This is a genomic window from Paucibacter sp. XJ19-41, from assembly GCF_028462495.1.
Lineage (GTDB): Bacteria > Pseudomonadota > Gammaproteobacteria > Burkholderiales > Burkholderiaceae_C > Roseateles_E.
Genome location: NZ_JAQOWX010000011.1, coordinates 1 through 21,388 on the forward strand (window position 1 = coordinate 1; position 21,388 = coordinate 21,388).

Consider the following 21,388-nt stretch of genomic DNA (forward strand, 5'->3'; position numbering starts at 1 on the left):
GTCGAAGCGCGCCCACCACTGGCGCAGCTGTTCGGGACTGCCCTGATGGGGCAGCAGCGCCGGCAAGCCGGCCTGCCAGGCCGGCGGCGCCGGCAGCTCGGCACGCGGTGCCGCCGCGACGGCGCAACCGCCGAGCGCAATAACGAGCAGGCACAGCGGCGCCAGACCGGCCCGCCTGGGCCGGTGCGAAAAGGGAGTTTTCATCGCTTAGCTTTTTCCGTGGGTAGAAAGAGGTGGCGGGCTCAGGCGCAGCAAGCGCTCCTGCTCCACCATGGCCGAGCCATAGGCCACCATGCGCGCCAGCACGCGCTCATAGGCACCGGGGCCGTAGACGACGCCGGGAGCCAGCGCCTCCATATAGTCGGCCGACATCCAGTAGTCCTGCACCAGGGCCGTCAGCGCATGGGCCAGATGCTGCAGGCCCAGATCGGCCTCGGCCGCGCCGACGCGCTGGCGCAGCATCTCGATCAGGGCCGCATGCTGGGGGCCGATGTGCTGGGCAAAAAGCGCCTCGCAAGCCATGCTGGGCTCCAGCATCTCGCGGCCCAGCAGGCGCATCAATTGGGCAGCCCTGCCGTCGGCCGAGCGCAGCGGCGCCAGCAAGGCCTCATAGAAGCCGCGCAGCCAGTCTTGCAGCGGCAGCTCGACATCGTGCGCCGGCACCTGGGCCAGCAGGTCAAGCACGGGCTGGACCAGGGCCTCGCGGTACAGGCCCTGCTTGTCGCCGAAGTAGTAGGAAATCGAGCCGATATTGACACCGGCGGCCTGGCAGATCTCGCGGGTGCTGGCCTTGTCAAAGCCCTTGTCCGCAAAGATGCGGGTGGCCTCGGCAAGCATGCGCTCGCGGGTGCCGGGCTGGGAGGGGGCAGAACTGGACATGGCGCGATCATACGAGAGTTTAATCAATCGATTGATTAAGAACTCATGAAGACTTCAGATTCGCCCGGGCCTGTGTGTGGCATGACACAAAGCCCGGCCGTCCGAGCTGTTAGGGTGGCCTGCCCTGCACTCCGGAACACGCCCCCGATGGCCAAACGCAAGCCCGCCGCCGCCTGGACCCGGCTGATGCAGCAGAGCTGGTCGGCGCTGACGCGCTCGAACCTGCGGGTCGGCCGCCGGGCCGTCGCGAAGGCGATCAAGCCGGTGCTGGCCAGCCGCAAGCCCCCGCCCGGTGCTGGTGACTGGCTGGCCGGCGCGGTGATGGGCACGGCCGGCATGCGGCGCTACTGGCTTTACCGACCGCCCGGCTTGCGGCTCAAGCCCGGCGAGCGCCTGCCGCTGCTAGTGATGCTGCATGGCTGCGGCCAGAGCGCGTCGGCTTTTGCCGCCAGCACCCGGATGAACCGGGTCGCCGCGCGCGAGGGCTTTCTGGTGATCTACCCCGAGCAGGACCGGCTCGCCAATGCCCAGGGCTGCTGGAACTGGTTCGACACCCGCTCGGGCCGCGCCTACAACGAGGCCGCGCTGATACTGCAGGCGATCGACCAGGTCTGCCTGCTCTACCCGGCCGATCGCGAGCGCGTCGCGCTGGCCGGCCTGTCGGCCGGGGCCAGCATGGCGGCGCTGCTGGCGAGCCGCTATCCGGAGCGCTTCAAGGCCGTGGTGATGCACTCGGGCATTCCGCCCGGCACGGCCCACTCAGGTCTGTCGGCGCTGGGCGCGATGCGGGGGCGGCGTGCCACCGAGCCCCTGCCGGCGCCGGCGGCCAGCGCCTGGCCACCGCTGCTGGTCATCCATGGCAGCCGCGACGCGGTGGTTGCACCCAGCAATGGGCGGGCCGCCGTGCAGGCCTGGGCCGAGGCCGCGGATGCACGCGTGACCCAGCCACGCAGCGTGCGGCGCGGCAAGCGATATCCGAGCACGGTGACCGACGTCAAGCGCGGCGCGACGACCGTGGCCAGCCTGGTCGAGGTGGACGGGCTCGGCCATGCCTGGAGCGGCGGCCTGGCCAGCCAGCCCTTTGGCGACGGCCAGGGGCCCGATGCCTCGCGCATGGTCTGGGCCTTCGTGGCCCGCCAGTTCCGCCGCTGAGCGGCGCGCACCGAGACGCGGCCGCCTCCTACAAGGACTCGCTCGTTTGCCTCATGGCCGGCGCGCGGGCCTCGCGCCAGCATCGCTGCATCGCTTCACCGGATGCCCCATGCCCAGCCCATCATCGCCCGTCGACCTCGCGGCGCCCGCCGCCGCACGCCCGCGCGCCGGCACGGTGTGCTGGAGCGCCAGCATCGCCGGCGCGGCGGCGGCCACCGCGCTGTCGCTGCTGACCCTGGTCCCGCTGCTGCTGGGCAAGCGGTCCGAATTCGATGCCACGACGCTGGCCTGGGGGCTGACGACGTCGCTGCTGGCCGCCGGCGTCGGCGGCTATCTGGCGGGGTGGCTGAGGACCCGACGGGTGCGGCGGCGGCATGACGAGTTCTTTCTCAACGGCCCGGCCCATGGCCTGCTGGCCTGGCTCATGGCTTTTTTGCTGACGCTCGCGCTGCTGGCGGCCATGAATACCGGCGCGCGCCCGGAACCGGCATCGCTCAAGCCTGACGGCAGCGAGTTGCTTGATCGATTGTTCAGCACCGACGCCGCCGCGCCGGCCGGCGGTCAGGCCTTGAGCGCGAGCACGCAGGAGGAGATCCGGCGCATCTTTGGCAATACGCTGCAAATGGGGGTGCTGCCCTCGTCCGACCAGCGCTACCTCGGCCAGTCGCTGAGCCGGCAGTCCGGCCTGCCGCGTGCGCAGGCCGAGCAGCGGGTGGGTCAGACCTATGCCCTGGCCCGCGAGCAGCTGCGGCGCAGCGAGATCGCAAACCGGCAGGCCTCGGACCTGACACGCCAGACCTTTGCCTATGCGGCGCTGGGCCTGCTGGCGCTGCTGCTGGCGGGTGCGCTGCTTGCCGGACTGGGGGCCGCAGCGGGCGGCGCCCTGCGCACCACCACGCACGACAACACCCGCAGCAGCCCGCCGGGCTGAAGCCTGCCATGTGGGCCAGCGCACGCTGCAAACAAGCCCCGCACCTACAAACGCATGCTCGCTTGCCCGACGGGCGCCGACGACCTCAAGCCACAAGATGGCGACTCGCCCACCGGGTCCTCCGGTTCGTCCCCTCCCCCCGCAAGGATCGCCATGAAAACTGCCAGCCCCCAGAAAACCATTGAAGCCCCGACCGCGCAAGACGCCACGGCGTTGCTGCGCGCCGACCACAAGCGCGTCAGCGAGCTGTTCGCGAGCTATGAGAAGAGCCGTTCGGTCGCCACCAAGAAACAGCTGGTGGCGCAGATCTGCACCGAACTCAGCGTGCATGCCCAGGTCGAGGAGGAAATCTTCTACCCCGCCGTCAAAAAGGCCTTGAAGGACAAGGTGCTGGTGCCCGAGGCCACCGTCGAGCACGCCAGCCTGAAGGCCTTGATCGCCCAGGTCGAGGGCATCGAGCCCGACGGCGAGATGTTCGACGCCAAGATCAAGGTGCTGTCCGAGTTCGTCAAGCATCACGTCAAGGAAGAACAGGGCGAGATGTTCCCCAAGGCCAAGTCCACCGACCTGGACATGGAGGCCCTGGGCGCCGAACTGGCCGCACGCAAGACCGAGCTGCTGGCGCAGCGCGCCTGAGCCAGGGCCTTCTTCGTCAACCATCAGGCCTGAGCCCCATGGCCGCCCGCCACCATGCCCCGACGGCCTTTTCCGACCGCCTTGCGCTGGGCTTCACCAAGCTCTTGCGCTGGGCGGCGGACACCTTTTTCGCCAAGCGCTACGGCCACCGCGCCATCGTGCTCGAGACGGTGGCGGCCGTGCCCGGCATGGTGGGCGCGAGCCTGACCCATCTGCGCTGCCTGCGCCGCATGGTCGATGACCAGGGCTGGATACGCACCTTGATGGAGGAGGCCGAGAACGAGCGCATGCACCTGATGACCTTCGTCGCGATCGCCAAGCCCACGGCTTTCGAACGCTGGACCATCCTGCTGGCGCAATGGCTGTTCTATCTGGGTTTCTTTGTGCTCTATCTGCTGTCGCCGCGCACCGCGCATCGGGTGGTCGGCTACTTCGAGGAGGAAGCGGTGCTCAGCTACACGCTCTACCTGGAAGAGATAGACGCCGGCCGCACGCCCAATGTGCCGGCACCGGCGATCGCGCTGCACTACTGGCAGATGCCGGCCGATGCGCGGCTGCGCGATGTGGTCTTGCTGGTGCGTGCCGACGAGGCGCACCACCGCGACATCAACCACGGTTTCGCCAGCCAACTCGCCGGCATGCCGGGGGAGTCGGGGCCGCCCGCCCCGTATCCGCCGCATGCCGACACGGTGCTGCATTGATGCGAGTCCCGTGTTCGCCAGCGCACCGACGGCGCGGCGCCGCTGCGCCATGCTGCAGGCATCGGGGAGCGCTTGCCAGGCCCCCGAACGATGCGGTCCGCCCCGCCGACCCGCGCGCTGCGAGCGCGCGGTCGGCAGGCTCCGTCTATCGGCAGGGAGTGGCTTATGTCAGCAAAAACAAACAGCAATCCGGACTTGATGCCAGCGAGCCCTCGTGGCCGCAGGCTGCGGCGTCATCACGACCCGCAGTGCTTCACCGCGCATGCGGGCGGCCCCGACCGGCGCCGGCTCTGGCCTTTTGTGCTGGATTGGCCCTGGTACGAGGCCCTGGAACTGGCCTGCAGCGACGCGCCGGGCCCGGCCTGCCGGCGGACCTCGCGGTGGCCCAGCTGAGCAGCGGCTCGCCGCCCGCGGTCGGCCCGGCGTCGATCGGCAAGGCCGCCACCAGCATCGCCGGCTTCGACAGCATCACCGGCGGTGGCCTCCCGGCCGGGCGGACCACCCTGCTGCTGGGTGGTCCGGGCTCGGGCAAGACGCTGTTCGGACTGCAATTCCTGTCGCACGGCGCGCAGGCCTGCGGCGAGCCCGGCATCTTCGTCGCCTTCGAGGAGACGGCCGAACGCCTGCTGATCAATGCGCGCAGCTTTGCCTGGCGGCTCGACGCACTGCCGCCCGAGCGGCTGTTCTTCCTCGATGCCCAGCCGCTGCCCGATCAGCAGTGCGCGGGCGACTTCGACCTCGGTGGCATGCTGGCGGTGCTGCAGGAGAGAGCCGAGGCGATGGGGGCGCGGCGCATCGTGTTCGACGCGCTCGACGTGCTGCTGGCCTTGCTGCCCGATGCGGCGGCACGCCAGCGTGAGGTCCAGCGTCTGCAGCAATGGCTGCAGGCGCGGGCGCTGACCGCCATCATCACGGCGAAGAGCGGGCTCGACGAGGCCGAGGATCGCGGCTCGGCGCCGCTGGTGCTGATGCAGTTCATGCTGGACTGCGTCGTGATCCTGCGGCATGGCGTCGTGCTGGGCGTCTCGGAGCGCACGCTGCGAGTGCAGAAGTACCGCGGCTCGGGTTTCGACGAAAACGAGGCGCCCTTCCTGATCGGCCATACCGGCCTGGAAGTGCCCGTCGCGCGCACGCCGCGCCGCGCCGATGCGCGGGTCAGCCACGAGCGCGTCTCCAGCGGCCTCGCACGGCTCGACACCATGCTGGACGGCGGCTACTACCGCGCCGCCAGCGTGCTCATCACCGGCTTCTCCGGCACCGCCAAGACGACGCTGAGCGGCGCCTTCGCGGCGGCGGCCTGCGAGCGCGGCGAACCCTGCCTCTTCATCAGTTTCGATTCGGACTGCGCCGAGGTGGTGCGCAATCTGGCCTCGGTGAGCATCGCGCTGGAGCGCCATGTGCAAAGCGGGCTCCTGCAGATGGTGTCGTCGCGCAGCATCAGCGGCAGCGCCGAGACCTATCTGCTGCGCATCAAGTCCCTGGCCCAGGCGCAGGGTGCCCGCTGCCTGGTGATAGATCCGGTCTCGACCTGGGCCAAATCGGGCACCGACCTGACCGCGCACAGCGTCGCCGACCGGCTGATGGACTGGGCTAAGGGCGAGGGCATCACGCTGCTGTGCACCAGCCTGCTCGACGAGATCTCGAGCCGGCCGGCCGACGGCTCGCCACTGCAGATCTCGACCCTGGCCGACACCTGGATCCACCTGAACTATCTGGTGCAGGCCGGCGAGCGCAACCGCAGCCTGTCCATCGTCAAGTCGCGCGGCAGCGCCCATTCCAACCAGGTGCGCGAGCTGATACTGAGCAGCGCCGGTGTGACCCTGGCCGATGCCTACACGGCCCATGGCGAGGTGCTGATGGGCACGCTGCGCTGGGAGAAGGAGCAACTCGACCGCAAGGCCGGCGAGCAGGCCGAGCAGGCCCTGGCCGAGCGGCTGCAGGCCTTGCAACTGCAGCTGCAGGCCAAGCGCGACGAGATCGCGGCGCTGACCCGCAGCGGTACCGACCGGGCCGAGGCGCTGGCGCTGCGGCGCCGCGACCTGGCCAGCCTGCGCGGCGCCGATCCGGAGAGCAGCGCAGAGACGCCGTCGACGCCATGAGCCACCGCACCACCCCGTTCAAGTTCCGGCTCTATGTGGCCGGCGATTCGATGAACTCCGCCCAGGCGCTGGCCAATCTGGCCGCGCTGTGCCGCCAGCATCTGCCGGACCGCCATGAGATCGAGGTGGTCGATGTCTTCACCGCACCGCAGCAGGCGCTGGCGGACGGCATATTTCTGACCCCGACGCTGATCAGGCTGGCGCCGGTGCCGCAGCGCCGCATCGTCGGCAGCCTGACCCAGACCCGGCCGGTGCTGCTAGCGCTGGGGCTGACGGAAGAGCCCATATGAGGCCGACCCCACCCCGCGCACTGGCACCGCAGGCCGAGATCAGCGAGCTGATCGAAGACCTGCATGCGGTCGGCCAGCGGCTCGAAGACCTGACCGCCGGCGAGGTCGATGCGGTGGCCGATCATCTGGGCCGGCCCTTCCAGCTGCGCAGCTCGCAGGAGTATTCGCGCCAGCACGAGGCCGTCAAGCAGGCGGCCATCCTGAATGCCTTGCCCGCCCATATCGCGGTGCTGGACAACCGCGGCGTGATCGTCTCGGTCAACAAGGCCTGGCAGCGCTTTGCCGAAGGCAATGCGCTGCAGGGAGCGCACTGGGGCGTCGGTGCCGACTATCTGCAGGTCTGCGACCGGGCCCAACACTGCGAGCAAGCGCGTCCGGTGGCCGCCGGCATCCGCGCGGTGCTGCACCAGGGCCTGGCCCGCTTCGCCATCGAGTACCCCTGCCATGCGCCGCAGCAACAGCGCTGGTTCGAGATGACAGTGACGCCGCTGGGCGAGGCTCGGCCCACCGGGGCCGTGGTCATGCACCTGGATATCAGCACACGCAAGCTCGCCGAGCAGCGCATCGCCTACCTGAACCGTGTCCATGCGGTGCTCAGCGGCATCAATGCGCTGATCGTGCGCGTCGGCAAGCAGCAGGAGCTGTTCGACCAGGCTTGCCGGATCGCGCTGGAGCAAGGCGGTTTCCGGATGGCCCTGATCGGCGCCGTTGAGCCGGGCTCGGCCAGCATCGTGCCGCAGGCCTCGGCCGGCGTCGATGCGGCGCTGCTGACGGCGATACGCGTCTTGCTGGCCTCGCCCGAGGGGGCGGCCAACAGCATGCTCGCGCGCAGCCTGCGCGAGCAGCGCGCCATCGTCGCCAATGACTCGCAACACGACCCGCAGGTGCTGCTGGGCCCGCGCTATATCGAGGCCGGCGTGCGCTCGATGGCCGTGCTGCCGCTGATCGTGCGCGGCGCGCCGGTCGGGGTGCTGGCGCTGTACGCCAGCGAAAGCGAGTTCTTCCATGCCGAGGAGCTGACCCTGCTAGGCGAGCTGGCCGGCGACATCGCGTTCGCGATCGACCATATCGGCAAGCAGCAGCGGCTTGACTATCTGGCCTACTACGACGAGCTGACCGGCCTGGCCAACCGCAGCCTGTTCCTGGACCGCGTGACCCAGCATCTGCGCAGCGCCACCGCCGGCGGCCACCGGCTGGCGCTGTTCCTGGTCGATCTGGAACGATTCAAGAACATCAACGACAGCCTCGGCCGGGCGGCCGGCGATGCGCTGCTGCGCCAGGTGGCCGACTGGCTGACCCACAAGGCCGGCGACGCCGGCCTGTTCGCGCGCATCGGTGCCGATCACTTCGCCGCGATGCTGCCGGTGGTGAAGCCGGACGGCGAGGTGACTCGCTTGCTGGAGAAGACCATCGCGGCCTTTCTCGAGCACCCGTTCCGGCTCAATGACGCGGTGTTCCGCGTCTCGGTCAAGGTCGGCGTGGCGCTGTTCCCGGCCGATGGTGGTGACGCGGCGACCCTGTTCAAGAATGCCGAGGCCGCGCTGAAGAAGGCCAAGGCCGGCGGCGACCGCTACCTGCTCTACAAGCAGGCCATGAATGCCACGGTCGCCGGCAAACTGACCCTGGAGAACCAGCTGCGTCTGGCGCTGACGCAGCAGCAGTTCGTGCTGCACTACCAGCCCAAGATGGCGCTGGCCGGCGCGCGGCTCAGCGGCGCCGAGGCCTTGATACGCTGGCACGACCCGATCTCGGGCCTGGTGCCGCCGGGCCGCTTCATCCCGGTGCTGGAGGAGACCGGGCTGATCCATGAGGTGGGACGCTGGGCCCTGCGCAAGGCCCTGGAGGACAGCCGGCGCTGGCGCCAGGCGGGCCTGGCGGCGGTGCGCGTCGCCGTCAATGTCTCGCCGCTGCAGCTGCGCGACCCCGGCTTCATCGACGAGATCGGGCAGGCCATCGGCGGCGATGCGCAGGCCGCCGCCAGCCTGGAACTGGAGATCACCGAGACCTTGATCATGGAAGACGTCAAGCACAGCATCGCCTGCCTGCAGGCGATCCGCGCAATGGGCGTGAGCATCGCGATCGACGACTTCGGCACCGGCTTCTCCTCGCTGAGCTATCTGGCGCGGCTGCCGGTCGACACGCTGAAGATCGACCAGTCCTTTGTCGCCGATATCGACAGCGGGTCGCAAGGCCTGGCCCTGGTGTCCACCATCGTCGGCCTGGCTCATGCGCTGGGCCTGAAGGTGGTGGCCGAGGGTGTCGAGACCGAGGCCCAGGCGGCGCTGCTGCGCGAGCTGCGCTGCGACGAGATGCAGGGCTTTCTGTTCAGCCGACCGCTGGCCGGCGAGGTGTTCGAGGCGCGCTATCTGGCGCCGGTCGGCGCCGCCTAGAGGATGTAGCTGCGCTGATCGTCCGCCTCGCCGCCGCGCTGTCGCCCCGACGGCCGGCGCAGATTGCCCTCCCAGCCGCAGTGCATCGAGCGGCAGGCGTAGCGCCGCACCGGGACCAGGGCGCTGAACCAGATGTCGCGCAGGCGGCGCGGGACGCGGTAGATATAGCCCTGGCAGTGGGGGCAGCACAGCGTGCGCACGACAGCGCCGGCATCGGGGGTGGTGGCCTTGCTCATCGGAAGCTCCTTGGCTGTGCGCTCAAGGCAACTATCCGGGCAAGCGGCCCGCCTCACTGTGCGCTGGCGCACATAGCGACCCGGCGCTGCTCGGGCGCCGGCTCAGAACAGCTCGACCGCGCTGAGCTTGGCCGGCTCCTGCATCAGCCCCATGGCCAGCAGGGCCGCATGGCTTTGCACCTGGTTGCGGCCGGCGCTCTTGGCGTGATAGACGGCGCGGTCGGCGCGCTCGAAGGCGCTGGCCGGCGAGTCCTCGGGGCGCACCGGCGTGAAGCCGATGCTGACGGTGATGCGGCCGACCTGCGGAAACTGGTAGGCCTCGGTATTCAGGCGCAGGCGCTCGAAGGCCTGGGCCGCGTCGAGCTCGTCGGTGCAGCGCATCAGCACGACGAACTCCTCGCCGCCGAAGCGGTAGAGCAGGTCGTGGAAGCGGAAGCTGTTGCGCATCAGGCGCGACAGCAGCAACAGCACCTCGTCGCCGATCAGGTGGCCGAAGTTGTCGTTGACGCGCTTGAAGTGGTCGATGTCGATCACGCCCAGCCAGTAGCTCGGGCGCTGGCCCTCTTGGCGGCGGCCATCGTCGGCCTGCTCGATGGCGCTGGCCGGCGAGCCGTTGCCGACGGCCTTCAGAAAGCTCTCGTCAAAGGTCTTGCGGTTCAGCAGGCCGGTCAGCGTGTCGCGCTCGCTGTAGTCCAGCAGGCCCTGGAAGTTGTGATAGATACGCAGGATGCTGCCGACCAGGCGCTGATCCGAGTTTTTCAGCTTCTCGCGCGACTCGATCTCCAGCACCCCGACCACCTCGCGCTCGGTGGCGATCGGGAACAGGGTCAGCCAGTGCTCGCCCTCGCGGCGTTGCAGCACATGGCGCTCGTGCATGCAGTCCAGCCGGTCGGGGTGGGACTGGGCGCTGGGCAGGCGCTCGGCCCAGACCGAGTCGGCGCTGGCCACCGCCGCGTCGCCGACCAGGCGCGCGCGCGTCAGCCAGCGCTCCTGCCCGGCCTCGCCGACCAGCCGGAAGATCGCCACCGACAGCGGTTCGACCAGATCGCGCAGGGCCGAGACCAGGGTCACGTCCATCACGTCACGATCCCTGAATCCGGTCAACTCGGCAAGATGCTCAACGACTTCAGACATGGCGCCCGACTTAGACACGAACAAGGCGCCACGACGGGCGCCTTGCCTTGTTCCATGATGCCCCGGATCTGGTCCAGGATCGGCTTCTACTGCGTCACCGCAATTTGCGACGAAGTGTATCTGCCTATCAGGTCCAAAAGCAGCTCTTCGTCATAGGGCTTGCCCAGGTAGTGGTCGACACCCAGCTCCTGTGCGTAATCCTTGTGCTTCTGAGCGATGCGCGAGGTGATCATGATCACCGGCAGCCCGGCCAGGCGCGCATCGGCACGCATATTGCGCACCAGATCGAAGCCGTCCATGCGCGGCATCTCGATGTCGGACAGCACCACCGCCGGCAGCTCGTCGCCGGACAGTTTTTCCATCGCATCCATGCCGTCCTTGGCCAGTTGCACCCGGTAGCCCTCGCGCTCCAGCAGGCGCTGGGTGACGCGACGCACGGTCAGCGAGTCGTCCACCACCAGCACCAGCGGCGCCAGCACCTCGGGCGCGTCCAGCGGCGAGGCCGCGCTGACGGCCGCCTGCTGCGCATGGCTTTGCGCCGCCGGGCCGTACCAATGGGCCAGCGCCACCGGGTTGTAGATCAGGGCCACATCGCCGGAGGCCAGCAGGCTGATGCCGGCCAGGCCCGGCACGCCGCTGAGCTGCGGGCCGAGGTTCTTGATCACCACTTCCTGGTTGCCCAGCACCTCGTCGACATGCAGGGCCAGGCGCTGATGCGCGCTCTTGATGAAGACCACCGGCAGGGTTCGGCCCAGCAGCACGCCGCGGCCGCTGTGCTTCATCAGGCCGCCCAGCCAGTAGAAGGGCAGCGTCGTGTCGCCGTGCTGCAGGCTGGCGTTGTCGTAGGCCTGCTCGACCTTGTCGAGTGGCAGGCGCTGCACCGATTCCATCAGCGCGGCCGGCACCGCGACCTTGTGCTCGCCATAGCGCAACAGCACCACCTGGGTCAGCGCCGTCGTCAGCGGCACGCGCAGATCGAAGCCCGCGCCCTGGCCCGGTGTCGAATGGATGTCGACATAGCCGCCCAGCGTGCTGACCTCGGCCCGCACCACATCCATGCCGACGCCACGGCCGGCCAGCTCGGTGACCTCGCTGGCGGTCGAGAAGCCCGGCGCGAAGATCAGCTCCATCAGCGCGCTGTCTTCCAGCTCGGCCCCTTGGGCGATCAGGCCCAGCATCTCGCCGCGCTCGCGGATGCGCGCGAGGTTCAGGCCGGCGCCGTCATCGCTGAAGGCCAGCAGCACCTCGTTGCCCTCCTGGGCCAGGCGCAGCGTGATCGTGCCGCTCTCGGGCTTGCCGGCGGCGACTCGCGCCTCGGGCGTCTCGATGCCGTGGCTGAGGCTGTTGCGCAGCAGGTGCTCGAAGGCACCGGTCAGGCGCTCCAGCACGCTGCGGTCCAGTTCGATATGGCCGCCGACGATGGTCAGCGTGGCCTGCTTGCCCGACTCGCGCGCCGCCTGGCGCACCACACGGTGCAGACGTTCGGCCAGGCTGGCATCGAACTCGACCATGCGGGTGCGCAGCAGATCGTCCTGCAGCTCACGCGTCAGCCGCGACTGTCCGGCCAGCTCATCCTCGCCGAGCTGCACATTGCGCTGCAAGGAGCGCTGCACGGTGGCCACGTCGTTGACCGACTCGGCCAGCATGCGGGTCAATTCCTGGAAGCGGGTGTAGCGGTCGAATTCGAGCGGATCGAAGTCGCGCCCGGCCAGCTTGGCCGCCTCCTGCTGCGAGCCCATCTGGCCCTCGGCCTGCACCTCCAGTTCGCGTAGCTGGCTGCGCAGACGATCCAGGTTGTCGTCCAGATCGAGCAGCGCGCTTTTCATCTGGGCCAGCTCGGACTCCAGACGCGCGCGCCGGATGCTGACCTCGCCGGCCTGGGTGGCCATGCGCTCCAGCAGCGCGCCACGCACCCGCACCAGCGGCTGGGCCGACACGGCGGCGGCCTCCTCGGCCCCGGCCTGCGAGCCCCGGCCAAAGCGCGACCAGTCGATCTGCGGGCCGGCATCGAGCGTCAGCGGCTCCTCGGCCACCACCACGGCATCGTCCTCGACGACAGCAGCCACGGGAACCACGACGGCCGGCTCGGCTTCCGGCGCGGGCACCTGGGCCAGCTCTTGCAGCGGCGCCTCGGCAGGCCCTTGCTTGAGCCGGCGGCGCAGCTGCTCGAAGCTGGCTTCCAGCGCATCGGCCTGCGACTGCAGCTCGCGCAGATCGCCGCCGTCCAATTCGGACTGGCCCAGCAGGGCCTCGACGCTGGACTCCAGCTTGTGGGCCTGTTCGCCCAGCCCCATCGCGCCGCTCAGGCGCGCGCCGCCCTTGAAGGTGTGCAGCGAGCGCATGCAGGCATCGGCCCGGGCGCGGCTTTGCGGGCTGGCCAGCCAGTCGCGCAGGCTGGCATGCAGCTGCTCCAGCAGATCCTGGGCCTCTTCCTCGAAGATCGGGAACAGCTCGGCATCGATGTCGTCGGGCTGTCCGCCGACAAAGCCGGCCGCGTCCTTGGCGGCCAGCTCGGCGCGGGCCGCAAAGTCGTGCGGCGGCTCCAAGCCCATGACCCCGGAGTCGACCAGCTCGACCGGTGCCGGCTGATAGTCGTGCAGACGCGCCAGCAGATCGCCTTCGACCGTCTTCAGGAAACCGGCGGCGAACTGATGCAGCAGGCGCCGCAACTCGTCGGCCGCGCCGACGAAGAGCTCGGCATCCTGCGCCTCGTAGGAGCCCGCCTGGGCGGCGCGGCCCAGCGCATGCTCCAGCGCGCGCGCCAGCGCCGACAGGTCCTCGAAGCCGACGGTGGCCGCATTGCCGGCCAGCGCATGGGCCAGCGCCTCGGCGTCGGCCGGCACCGGCACGGCCAGCTCCAGCGCCCATTCGGCCAGAACCGTCGAGAGCCGGCGCGACAGCTCGTCGGCCTCGTTGAGGAAGATATTGAACAGCGTGATGCTGATGCGCAGCGGACCGATGACCTTGACGCTGTCTTCTGCCTCCGCCTCGATCTCTTCGATAGGCTCGGGCAGTGCAGGCGGCACCGGGGGCGGCACCAGCTCCAGCAGCGGCGCCGCCGCGGAATGCAGCAGCGGCTCGACCTCAGGCTCGGGCTCGCCCAGATCCAGGCGCAGCTCGAACTCGGGCAGCTCGATGGTCGGCGCGGCGCTCGGCGCGGTCGGCGGCAGCAGATCCAGCACAAAGCCGGCATCGTCGGCAAGCACCTCGGGCACGGGCAGGGCCTCCTGCTCGGGCAAGGGTTCCGGTTCCGGTTCCGGTTCCGGCTCCGGCTCCGGTTCCGGTTCCGACTCGGGCTCGACAGCCTGAGCCAGCTCCGGCTCGGCCGGCAACTCGGGCTCGCTGCTCAGCGGCACCGCCCCCGAGCTCGGCCAATCCAGCGGCAGCACGCGGCCTTCCAGGCGCAGCGCATCGGCGCTGTTGCGCAGCCCGTCGGGCTGGTGCGGGCCGGGCCGGCGGCTGGTGATGGCTTCGCACCAGTCGGCCAGATAGTCCAGCGCCTCGGCGGTGAAGGCCAGCAGCGCCGGGTCGGCGCCGGTCTGCTCGCCGATGCGGGTGTTGTAGAGCTGTTCGCAGGCCCAGGCACCTTCGCCGAAGGCGTTCAGCCCGACCATGCGCGAGCTGCCCTTGAGCGTGTGGAAGGCCCGTCGCACCGTGGTCAGCTGCTCGACATCGTGGTGGTCCTGCTCCAGCAGCGCCAAGGCCTCGCGGGCATTGGCGATCACCTCCTCGGCTTCCTCCAGGAAGATGGGCAGCATGTCCTCGTCGAGCTGCGGTGACGCGCTGACCGGCGCGGCGACCGGCACGGCGGCCGGCGCATGCGCTTCGAGGAACTGGTTGAGCGATTGCGCGGCCTGGGCCAGCGCGGTGTCGAGCTCTTCGTCCGCCAACGGGGCCAGGTCTTGCGCCGACGGGTCCAGCGGCAGCGGCAGGGTCGGCAGGGCCTCGTCGAGCAGGCGCTGGGCCGATTGCGCAGCATGGGCCAAGCCCGGTTCGTCGGCGGCGCGGGCCTGCTGCGACAGCCGCTCGAGATCGCGCGCCAGCTCCTCGGCCGGACGCTCGCCATCGGCCGCAGCCTGGGCCGCCGCCTGCACCTGGCTCAGCAGGCTCGGTTCGGCAGCGCTGTCCAGCGGCGGCAGACTCACCGCATCGCTGCGCCGGCCCATCACCGCATCGAGCCGGCCCGTGGCCTCGTCGAAATGGAACATGCGCTTGGCCAGCTGGGGCTGGACGCTGAGCATGTCAATCATGAAACCCAAAGCGCCCAGATTGTTGGCCAGGCGCTCGAACAGCTCGCGCGGGCCGGCCAGCTCGGGATCGACCTCGGTATTGGCCAGCGCATCGACCTCGTCGCGCATGCGCACGGTGGCTTGGGCCGCCTGGTCCAGGCCCAGCACGGTCAGCACGCCGCGCATGGTCTGCAGCTGGCCCGGCACCGGGATCAGCACTTGGCGCTGGCTCGGATTGCGGAAGTACTCGTCGGCCAGGCGCTCGACCTCGGACAGGCTGGCGCGCAACTCGTGCACGACGCTGCCCAGCGTCTGGCGATCCGAGACGCGGCGGTACAGATCCTCCATCCAGGCTTCCAGCGGCGCCGGCGGCTCGCCATGCGAGACCGCCTCGACCCGCTGCGCCAGCCGGCGCACGCGCTCGGCTTGCTCGGGCTGGTCGAAGGCCGCATCGTCCAGCGCCGCCTCGACGTAAAGCAGACCGGTGGCCACTTCCATCGCCAGATCGGGCTTGGGCGGCTGGTTGGAACGCAGCGTCGCGACGACCGCGCGCTGCAGCGTCTCGCCCAGCACCTCGCCGCTGGGGAAGAGTCGGCCCAGCGATTCGTTCAGGCCGGCGAACTGTTCGTCCAGGCCGGCCAGACGGTGGGTCTCGCCCTCGGCCGCCGAGGACCAGCTTTCCTTGGCCTGGCTGACACGCCGGCGCGCCTGCGAGACCCAGGCCGGGTCGATGCGACCCAGCGAATCGTCCTCGTAATTGCCGCCGGACTCCTCGCCCAGGCCATAAGCCTCGCGCACCGCCATCAGCCGCGCTGCGGCGGGGTCGGGGCGCGCCTGGGCGCAGAAGAACAACAGGTCATGGGCCAGGCGCTGCGAGGCCGCCGCGCCGCCGGCACGCAGCTGCGACAACAGGCGCGAGCCCAGCCGCTTGGCATAGGTATCGGGGTTGAGCAGACCCAGTGCCTGGGCCTGGTATTGGGCCGCCGCCAACTGCCACAAGGTGCGCGCCTGCGCGCCGGCCAGTCCGGCCGCCAATCCGGCGCACAGATCGCTGAGCAGGCCCGCATGCTCGGGCCGCGGTGAGCGCATCTGCTTGAGCAAGCTGGCCTCGAAGGCGCGGCGCACGGCCTCCGGTGCCAACGGCTTGGCCACCGGGTCGACCGGCAGATCGCGCCAGGCGAACTCCTGCGGCCACAGATCGGCCGGATGGATGCGCTCGGCGCCGTTGAGCGTCTGCAGCTCGCGGTAAGGCGGGAACAGCGCCAGGCTGGAGGTCTTGTTGCCGGCCAGCAGACGGGCCACAAAAGACAGCAGCGCAAAGTCGGCGCGCTCGATGATCTCAACCGTCGCCAGATCGATGTTCAGCGGCTGCTGGGCCAGGTTCTGCACCGCCGTCTCGGCGGCGCGCAGCACCGTGGCGCCGCCGGGCAGGCCCACCAGCACCAGCACGCCGGCGACCTGGTGCAGCTGCGCGGCGGCCGCCAGCAGCGGCGGGCTGGCCGGCGCGTCGATGCCCAGTACCGAGACCCTGCCATCGGCCTCGCGCAGGAAGCGGCGCAGCGTCTTGTGAACCGACTCGAGCGAGCGGCGCAGCTCTTCCTGCACCCAGGCCAGCGGGCTGAGATCGGGCGGAAACTCGGAATCGCGCGGGAGGTCCATGCTTGCCTTGTCGTCTATGCTGGGGCGGCGCTCAGGCGCTCAACCAATCTTGAAGCGGGACACCGAAGCGCGCAGAGCCTCGGCCGACCGCGACAGCTCATGCACCATCTGGGCGGTCGAGCGCGTGCCCTCGCCGGTCTGTTCGGTCACGGCAAAGATGTGCTGGATATTGGCGGCCACCTCGTTGGCGGCGCGCGCCTCGCTGAGCGCCTGCGTCGAGATCTGCGCGATCAGCTGGTCCAGGCGGCGCGACACCGTGTCGATCTCTTCCAGTGCCGAGCCGGCCGCATCCGACAGTTTCGTCCCCTGCACCACACCGACGGTGGAGCGCTCCATCGCGGCCACCGCATCCTGGGTGTCGGTCTGAATCGTCTTGACCAGCGCGGCAATCCGGCGCGTCGCATCGCCGGAGCGCTCGGCCAGGCGCTGCACTTCCTCGGCCACCACCGAGAAGCCGCGACCGGCCTCGCCGGCCGAGGCGGCCTGGATCGCGGCGTTCAGCGCCAGCACATTGGTTTGCTCGGTAATGTCCGAGATCAGCTCGGTGATCTCGCCGATCTCCTGCGAGCTTTCGCCCAGGCGCTTGATGCGCTTGGAGGTTTCCTGGATCGACTCGCGGATCGAGTTCATGCCGCCGATATTGTTCTGCACCGCCTCGCGGCCGGTCTCGGCCGCCTGGCGCGACTGGCGCGCCACCTCGGCGGTCTGCTGGGCCTGGGCGCTCACCTCATTGATGCGGCCGGCCATCTGCAGCACGGCCTCGCCGGTGGCGCGGATCTCGTGCAGCTGTTCGGTCGAGGCGGCCAGCAGCTCGGTCGAGGTCTGGTCGACCTGGCCGGTGGTGTCGGTCACGCGGGCGGCCGTGCTCTGCACCTGGCTGACCAGGCTGCGCAGCTCTTCCACCGTGTAGTTCACCGAGTCGGCGATCGCGCCGGTGATGTCCTCGGTCACAGTGGCCTGCTGGGTCAGATCGCCCTCGGCCACCGCCTGCAGCTCGTTCATCAAACGCAAAATCGCTGCCTGGTTGGCGTCGTTGACGCGCTTGGCTTCCTGTTCCTGGGCCTCGGCTTCGCGCTTCTGCGCCTCGGCCATCGCCGCACGCTGGGCCTGGCCGGACACATAAAGCCGCAGGAAACCGAGCGCACCGACCACCAGCGCGGCCAGCGAGGCCAGCAGCAGCAGGCCGCTCCACCAGGTGATGCCGCCACCGCCTTCCAGCTCGGCGGCGATCTGCTCCAGGCTGCGGCGCACCGGCTCGCTGTCGGCCAGGATGCTGGACTGGGCCTCACGGGCCGACACCAGGCCCTGCAGATTCGACAGAATCGCGGCCGCCTGGGTGCGGGTGTCCTCGTACTGCTTGAGCAGGGTGTTCAGACGTTCGCGCAGCTCCGGGTCGCGGGCGCCGGGCAGGCGCAGCTCGGGGTTGCCCTTGAGCAGGCCCTCGGTGATCTCCTTGAAGGTGTTCAAGTCCTTGCCGAGCAGGAACACCGCCTCGGGGCTGACGCCTTCCTGGGTCAGGAACTCGTTGGCGCTCTTGCCGATGCGCTGGGTCAGCATCACCAGCTGGCCCACGGCCGAGATCTCGCCCAGCGAGGCGCCCTGCTGCAGCGACAGCGAGGCGACGGCCTCGGCGCTCTCCAGCAGGTCGGAACTCTGGCGGTTGATGCTGCGCAAGGCCTGACCCACCTGGGTCAGCACCTTCTCCTGGGCCAGCACCACCTTGCCGTTCTTGTCGGCACGGGTGATCAGCGGCTCGACCTCGTCCAGGCCTTGCTGGACCGCCGCCTGGCCCTGCGCGCCCTCGCGCAGCTGGGGCACGATGCCGGTCAGCACGCCGACGCTCTCGCGCAGCTCGCCGAAGGCCGCCGCATTGCCGACCAGGGCCGAGGACACCGACTTGGCCATGCGCTGCGACTGCATCAGCGCCTGGCCGGTGGCGCGCACCTGGGCCGAGGTGCGGTTGGCGTTGACCAGAATCAGGCTGACGCTGGCCGCCGTGCCGATCAGGCCGAAGGCCACCAGCGCCGTCAGCAGCGCCTGGCGCCCGCTCTTGGCCGCCGGGGCGAAGGCCGCCGCCGCGCCGCCTTCGGCCGCGACGGTGCTGGCAAAGGCGCTGCTGGTCTCGGGGAACTCGGTGCCGGCCAGCTCGGTCGGCACGGCCTCGGAAATGATGGAGGACTCGGAGCGCGGCGGCTCGCTGAGCGGCCCGCTGAGCGTGCCCAGAGGCATGGCGGCCGAGTGCGAAGACCCGGCGGACGTGGCGTCCTCGGTCTTGCCCAGATTCTTGATCTTGTCCAGGAAGCTCATCTCACCCTCGTGAAGTCGGTGGTTGACAGCGGCCGCTCAGGCGACACGCTCAGGCCACAATCCGAAGAAACTGCTCGTGTCTGGCCAGCGCTTCCAGGTCTATCACCTGCCAGCGACGGCCGTCTTGATCTCGCATCACCCCGCCCGCAAAACGCGGCTGCGGCGTCGCCGCATCGGCTGTCTCGGCCTGCATTGCGCCGCGCAGGCCCAGCAGGCGGTCGACCATCAGCGCGCAGTTGATGCCCAGATCGGGGTTGATCGCGATCAGCCGCGCCCCTTCCGACCGTGTCACCGCCGCCGCATCCCGCAGGCCCAAAAAGGCCGCCAGATCGACCACCGTGTGCAGGCCGCCGCGCAGATTGGCCACGCCCAGCAGCCAGGGCTGGGCATAGGGCACGGTCTGCAGGGGCACCGGCGTGAAGATCTCGGAGGCCTGCAGCAGCGAGAACAGCAGTGGCATGCCGGCGCACTCGACCGCCAGCCAGTTCGCCTGCTGCGGCTGCTCGCGCGCGGCCTGCATGCGCTGCGCGAGGCGTTGCTGGAGTTCGCGCAGGGCTTGCTTATTGCTCATACGCGCTCAGCCGAGTGCTTTGATCTTGGCCAGCAACTCCTCGGCCTTGACCGGCTTGACCACATAGTCACGCGCGCCCTGGCGCATGCCCCAGACCTTGTCGGTCTCCTGATTCTTGCTGGTGCACATGATCACCGGCACATCGGCGAAACGCTCGTCGCGGGTGATCGCGCGGGTCAGCTGGAAGCCGTTCTGGCCCGGCATCACGACGTCCATCAGGATCAGATCGGGCTTTTCCTCGGCCAGGCGTTTCATCGCCTCCTCGCCGTTCTCGGCGGTGCGCACCTCGTAACCGCGCTTGAGCAGCATCTCGCTGAGATGGTGCAACTCGGTCTTGGAATCATCCACCAGCAATATCTTCTGGATAGGCATCTCGTGCTCCTCGCGCTGCCTCTAAAGGGCATCCCTGTGGATTGAAGAACTCAGCCGGCGCGACGGTGCTGCTGCACCGCCTGCAAAAGCTGATCCTTGGTGAAGGGTTTGGTCAGATAGTCTTGCGAGCCCACCATGCGGCCTCGCGCCTTGTCGAACAGGCCGTCCTTGCTCGACAGCATGATGACAGGCACGCCGGCAAACAGGGGATTGCGCTTGATGATGGCGCAGGTCTGGTAGCCATCCAGGCGCGGCATCAGGATGTCGCAGAACACCAGATCGGGTTGGTAGTCGCTGAGCTTGGACAGCGCGTCAAAGCCATCTTCCGCCAGCACCACCTGGTGGCCGGCCTGCTTCAGAAAAATCTCGGCGCTGCGGCGTATCGTGTTGCTGTCATCGATGACCAGCACCTTGGAGATTACGCCCGCGCTCATGCCTGCCGGTGCCTGCGAGTCCAATGAATTTCTCCTAAAGCGAGGCCATGCCGTCGATCAACTAGATACGCACCATCTCGAAGTCTTCCTTGCGAGCGCCGCATTCGGGGCAGGTCCAGTTCATGTCCACATCGGCCCAGGCGGTGCCCGGCGCAATGCCATGCTCCGGATCGCCGGCGGCTTCGTCATAGATCCAGCCACAGATCAGGCACATCCAGGTACTTGCTTCGGTCACGGTGGGATCGCTTGCTCACTACAATGCGAAGATTGTAGCCAGCCCGACTTTGCCCCCCATGGGCAGAGTAGGCACGGATGCAACAGCCATTTCGATGCTTAGCGGTGCTTAGTCACGCATTGTTTGGGTCCCTGGTAACAGGACCTTTCATCCCTTCCTGACCATGAGCACAGCAGACTTCCCCACCGACCCCGCACTGCCCCCCGACGAGCAAGAATCCCCCGCCCCGGCCTGCGTGATGAGTTTCAACGCCAGCGAACCCAGCGGCGCCAGCGGCCTGGCCGGCGATATCGCCACCATCGCCGCGATGGGCGCGCATGCGCTGCCGGTCGTCACCGCGATCCTGCTGCGCGACACGGCCGAGGTCTTCGACCAGCATGTGCTGGACAGCGACACCGTGGTCGAGCAGGCGCGCAGCATCCTGGAGGACGTGACGATCACGGCCTGGAAGGTCGGCTTTCTCGGCAGCGCCGAAGGTGTCAGCGCGGTGGCCGAAGTTCTCAGTGATTACCCCGATGTTCCGCTGGTCGCCTATCTGCCTGCCATCTCCTGGCTGGACGAGGAGCAGCAGCAGAGCTATCTGGATGCCTTCCGCGAGCTGGTGCTGCCACAGACCCATGTGCTGGTCGGCAACCACAAGACCCTGACCGATTTCCTGCTGCCCGACTGGGATGCAGACCGCCCGCCCTCGCCGCGCGAGCTGGCCGTCGCCGCCGGCCAGCATGGCGCCGAGCATGTGCTGGTGACCGGCATCACCCTGCCCAACCAGTTCATCGACAATGTGCTGGCCAATGCCCAGGGCCCGATCACAGGCGAGAAGTTCGAGCGCTTCGAGGTCAATTTCATCGGCGCCGGCGATACCTTGTCGGCCGCCATCGCCGCGCTGCTGTCGGTCGGTGCCGAGGTGCACAGCGCCGTGGCCGAGGCCCTGTCCTTCCTCGACCAATCGCTCGATGCGGGCTTTCGCCCTGGCATGGGCAATGTGCTGCCCGACCGCTTCTTCTGGGCCCTGCCGCCCGAGGACGAGGAAGGCGCCGAGGCCGCCCTGATCGACCCGCTGGAACCGCTGGTGGCCGACGAGCCCCCGGGCCGGCCGCCGCGCCGTATGCACTGAGCGCCTGCATTGACTCTGT

The 21,388-nt window shown here is 69.2% G+C and carries 17 protein-coding genes and 1 pseudogene; 8 read left to right on the plus strand and 10 right to left on the minus strand.

Going from position 1 to position 21,388, the window contains the following annotated elements; all coding sequences use genetic code 11:
• A pseudogene (locus tag PO768_RS04470) lies at positions 1-204 on the minus strand (hypothetical protein); the annotation flags it as partial.
• A 3-nt stretch (positions 205-207) separates the two neighbouring features.
• On the minus strand, positions 208-879 hold the full coding sequence (locus PO768_RS04475) for a TetR/AcrR family transcriptional regulator (RefSeq protein WP_272645083.1): 672 nt from the start codon (positions 877-879) through the stop codon (positions 208-210).
• Between the two features lie 147 nt (positions 880-1,026).
• Between PO768_RS04475 and PO768_RS04480 the strand changes: the two genes are divergently transcribed.
• From PO768_RS04480 to PO768_RS04510, 7 genes are all read left to right on the plus strand, one after another.
• A complete protein-coding gene (locus PO768_RS04480; protein ID WP_272645084.1) occupies positions 1,027-2,031 on the plus strand; it encodes an extracellular catalytic domain type 1 short-chain-length polyhydroxyalkanoate depolymerase in 1,005 nt (334 codons plus the stop codon).
• 109 nt (positions 2,032-2,140) lie between these two features.
• The gene (locus PO768_RS04485; protein ID WP_272645085.1) at positions 2,141-2,962 is read left to right on the plus strand and encodes a hypothetical protein; all 822 of its coding nucleotides are present in this window, start codon (positions 2,141-2,143) and stop codon (positions 2,960-2,962) included.
• A gap of 153 nt (positions 2,963-3,115) precedes the next feature.
• Positions 3,116-3,598 carry a hemerythrin domain-containing protein gene (locus PO768_RS04490; RefSeq protein WP_137943157.1) on the plus strand — a complete coding sequence of 161 codons (483 nt, stop codon included), beginning with the start codon at positions 3,116-3,118 and terminating at the stop codon, positions 3,596-3,598.
• 38 nt (positions 3,599-3,636) lie between these two features.
• The gene (locus PO768_RS04495) at positions 3,637-4,299 is read left to right on the plus strand and encodes an alternative oxidase (protein ID WP_272645086.1); all 663 of its coding nucleotides are present in this window, start codon (positions 3,637-3,639) and stop codon (positions 4,297-4,299) included.
• A 380-nt stretch (positions 4,300-4,679) separates the two neighbouring features.
• On the plus strand, positions 4,680-6,398 hold the full coding sequence (kaiC, locus tag PO768_RS04500; protein WP_272645087.1) for a circadian clock protein KaiC: 1,719 nt from the start codon (positions 4,680-4,682) through the stop codon (positions 6,396-6,398).
• Positions 6,395-6,688: a circadian clock KaiB family protein gene (locus PO768_RS04505; RefSeq protein WP_272645088.1), complete on the plus strand. Its 294-nt coding sequence runs from the start codon at positions 6,395-6,397 to the stop codon at positions 6,686-6,688. Before kaiC ends, PO768_RS04505 begins: the two co-directional genes overlap by 4 nt.
• A complete protein-coding gene (locus PO768_RS04510; protein ID WP_272645089.1) occupies positions 6,685-9,078 on the plus strand; it encodes a putative bifunctional diguanylate cyclase/phosphodiesterase in 2,394 nt (797 codons plus the stop codon). Before PO768_RS04505 ends, PO768_RS04510 begins: the two co-directional genes overlap by 4 nt.
• On the opposite strand, the gene PO768_RS04515 is transcribed toward PO768_RS04510, so the two are convergent.
• From PO768_RS04515 to PO768_RS04550, 8 genes are all read right to left on the minus strand, one after another.
• Positions 9,075-9,314, minus strand: coding sequence for a hypothetical protein (locus PO768_RS04515; protein WP_137943162.1), 240 nt, complete (start codon positions 9,312-9,314; stop codon positions 9,075-9,077). The genes PO768_RS04510 and PO768_RS04515 overlap by 4 nt on opposite strands.
• Positions 9,315-9,416: 102 nt before the next feature.
• Positions 9,417-10,448, minus strand: coding sequence for a GGDEF domain-containing protein (locus PO768_RS04520; RefSeq protein ID WP_272645090.1), 1,032 nt, complete (start codon positions 10,446-10,448; stop codon positions 9,417-9,419).
• Positions 10,449-10,534: 86 nt separating this feature from the next.
• Complete coding sequence (locus tag PO768_RS04525; protein WP_272645091.1) at positions 10,535-16,336, minus strand: hybrid sensor histidine kinase/response regulator; 5,802 nt, start codon at positions 16,334-16,336, stop codon at positions 10,535-10,537.
• A 39-nt stretch (positions 16,337-16,375) separates the two neighbouring features.
• The gene (locus PO768_RS04530) at positions 16,376-18,643 is read right to left on the minus strand and encodes a methyl-accepting chemotaxis protein (protein WP_137943165.1); all 2,268 of its coding nucleotides are present in this window, start codon (positions 18,641-18,643) and stop codon (positions 16,376-16,378) included.
• A 49-nt stretch (positions 18,644-18,692) separates the two neighbouring features.
• Complete coding sequence (locus PO768_RS04535; protein ID WP_272645092.1) at positions 18,693-19,214, minus strand: chemotaxis protein CheW; 522 nt, start codon at positions 19,212-19,214, stop codon at positions 18,693-18,695.
• 6 nt (positions 19,215-19,220) lie between these two features.
• Complete coding sequence (locus PO768_RS04540; protein WP_272645093.1) at positions 19,221-19,586, minus strand: response regulator; 366 nt, start codon at positions 19,584-19,586, stop codon at positions 19,221-19,223.
• 50 nt (positions 19,587-19,636) lie between these two features.
• Positions 19,637-20,020: a response regulator gene (locus tag PO768_RS04545; RefSeq protein ID WP_137943168.1), complete on the minus strand. Its 384-nt coding sequence runs from the start codon at positions 20,018-20,020 to the stop codon at positions 19,637-19,639.
• 61 nt (positions 20,021-20,081) lie between these two features.
• On the minus strand, positions 20,082-20,234 hold the full coding sequence (locus PO768_RS04550) for a rubredoxin (protein WP_133604594.1): 153 nt from the start codon (positions 20,232-20,234) through the stop codon (positions 20,082-20,084).
• Between the two features lie 184 nt (positions 20,235-20,418).
• On the opposite strand from PO768_RS04550, the gene thiD reads away from it, so the two are divergent.
• The gene (gene thiD / locus PO768_RS04555; protein WP_272645094.1) at positions 20,419-21,369 is read left to right on the plus strand and encodes a bifunctional hydroxymethylpyrimidine kinase/phosphomethylpyrimidine kinase; all 951 of its coding nucleotides are present in this window, start codon (positions 20,419-20,421) and stop codon (positions 21,367-21,369) included.
• The last annotated feature ends 19 nt before the right edge of the window (positions 21,370-21,388 follow it).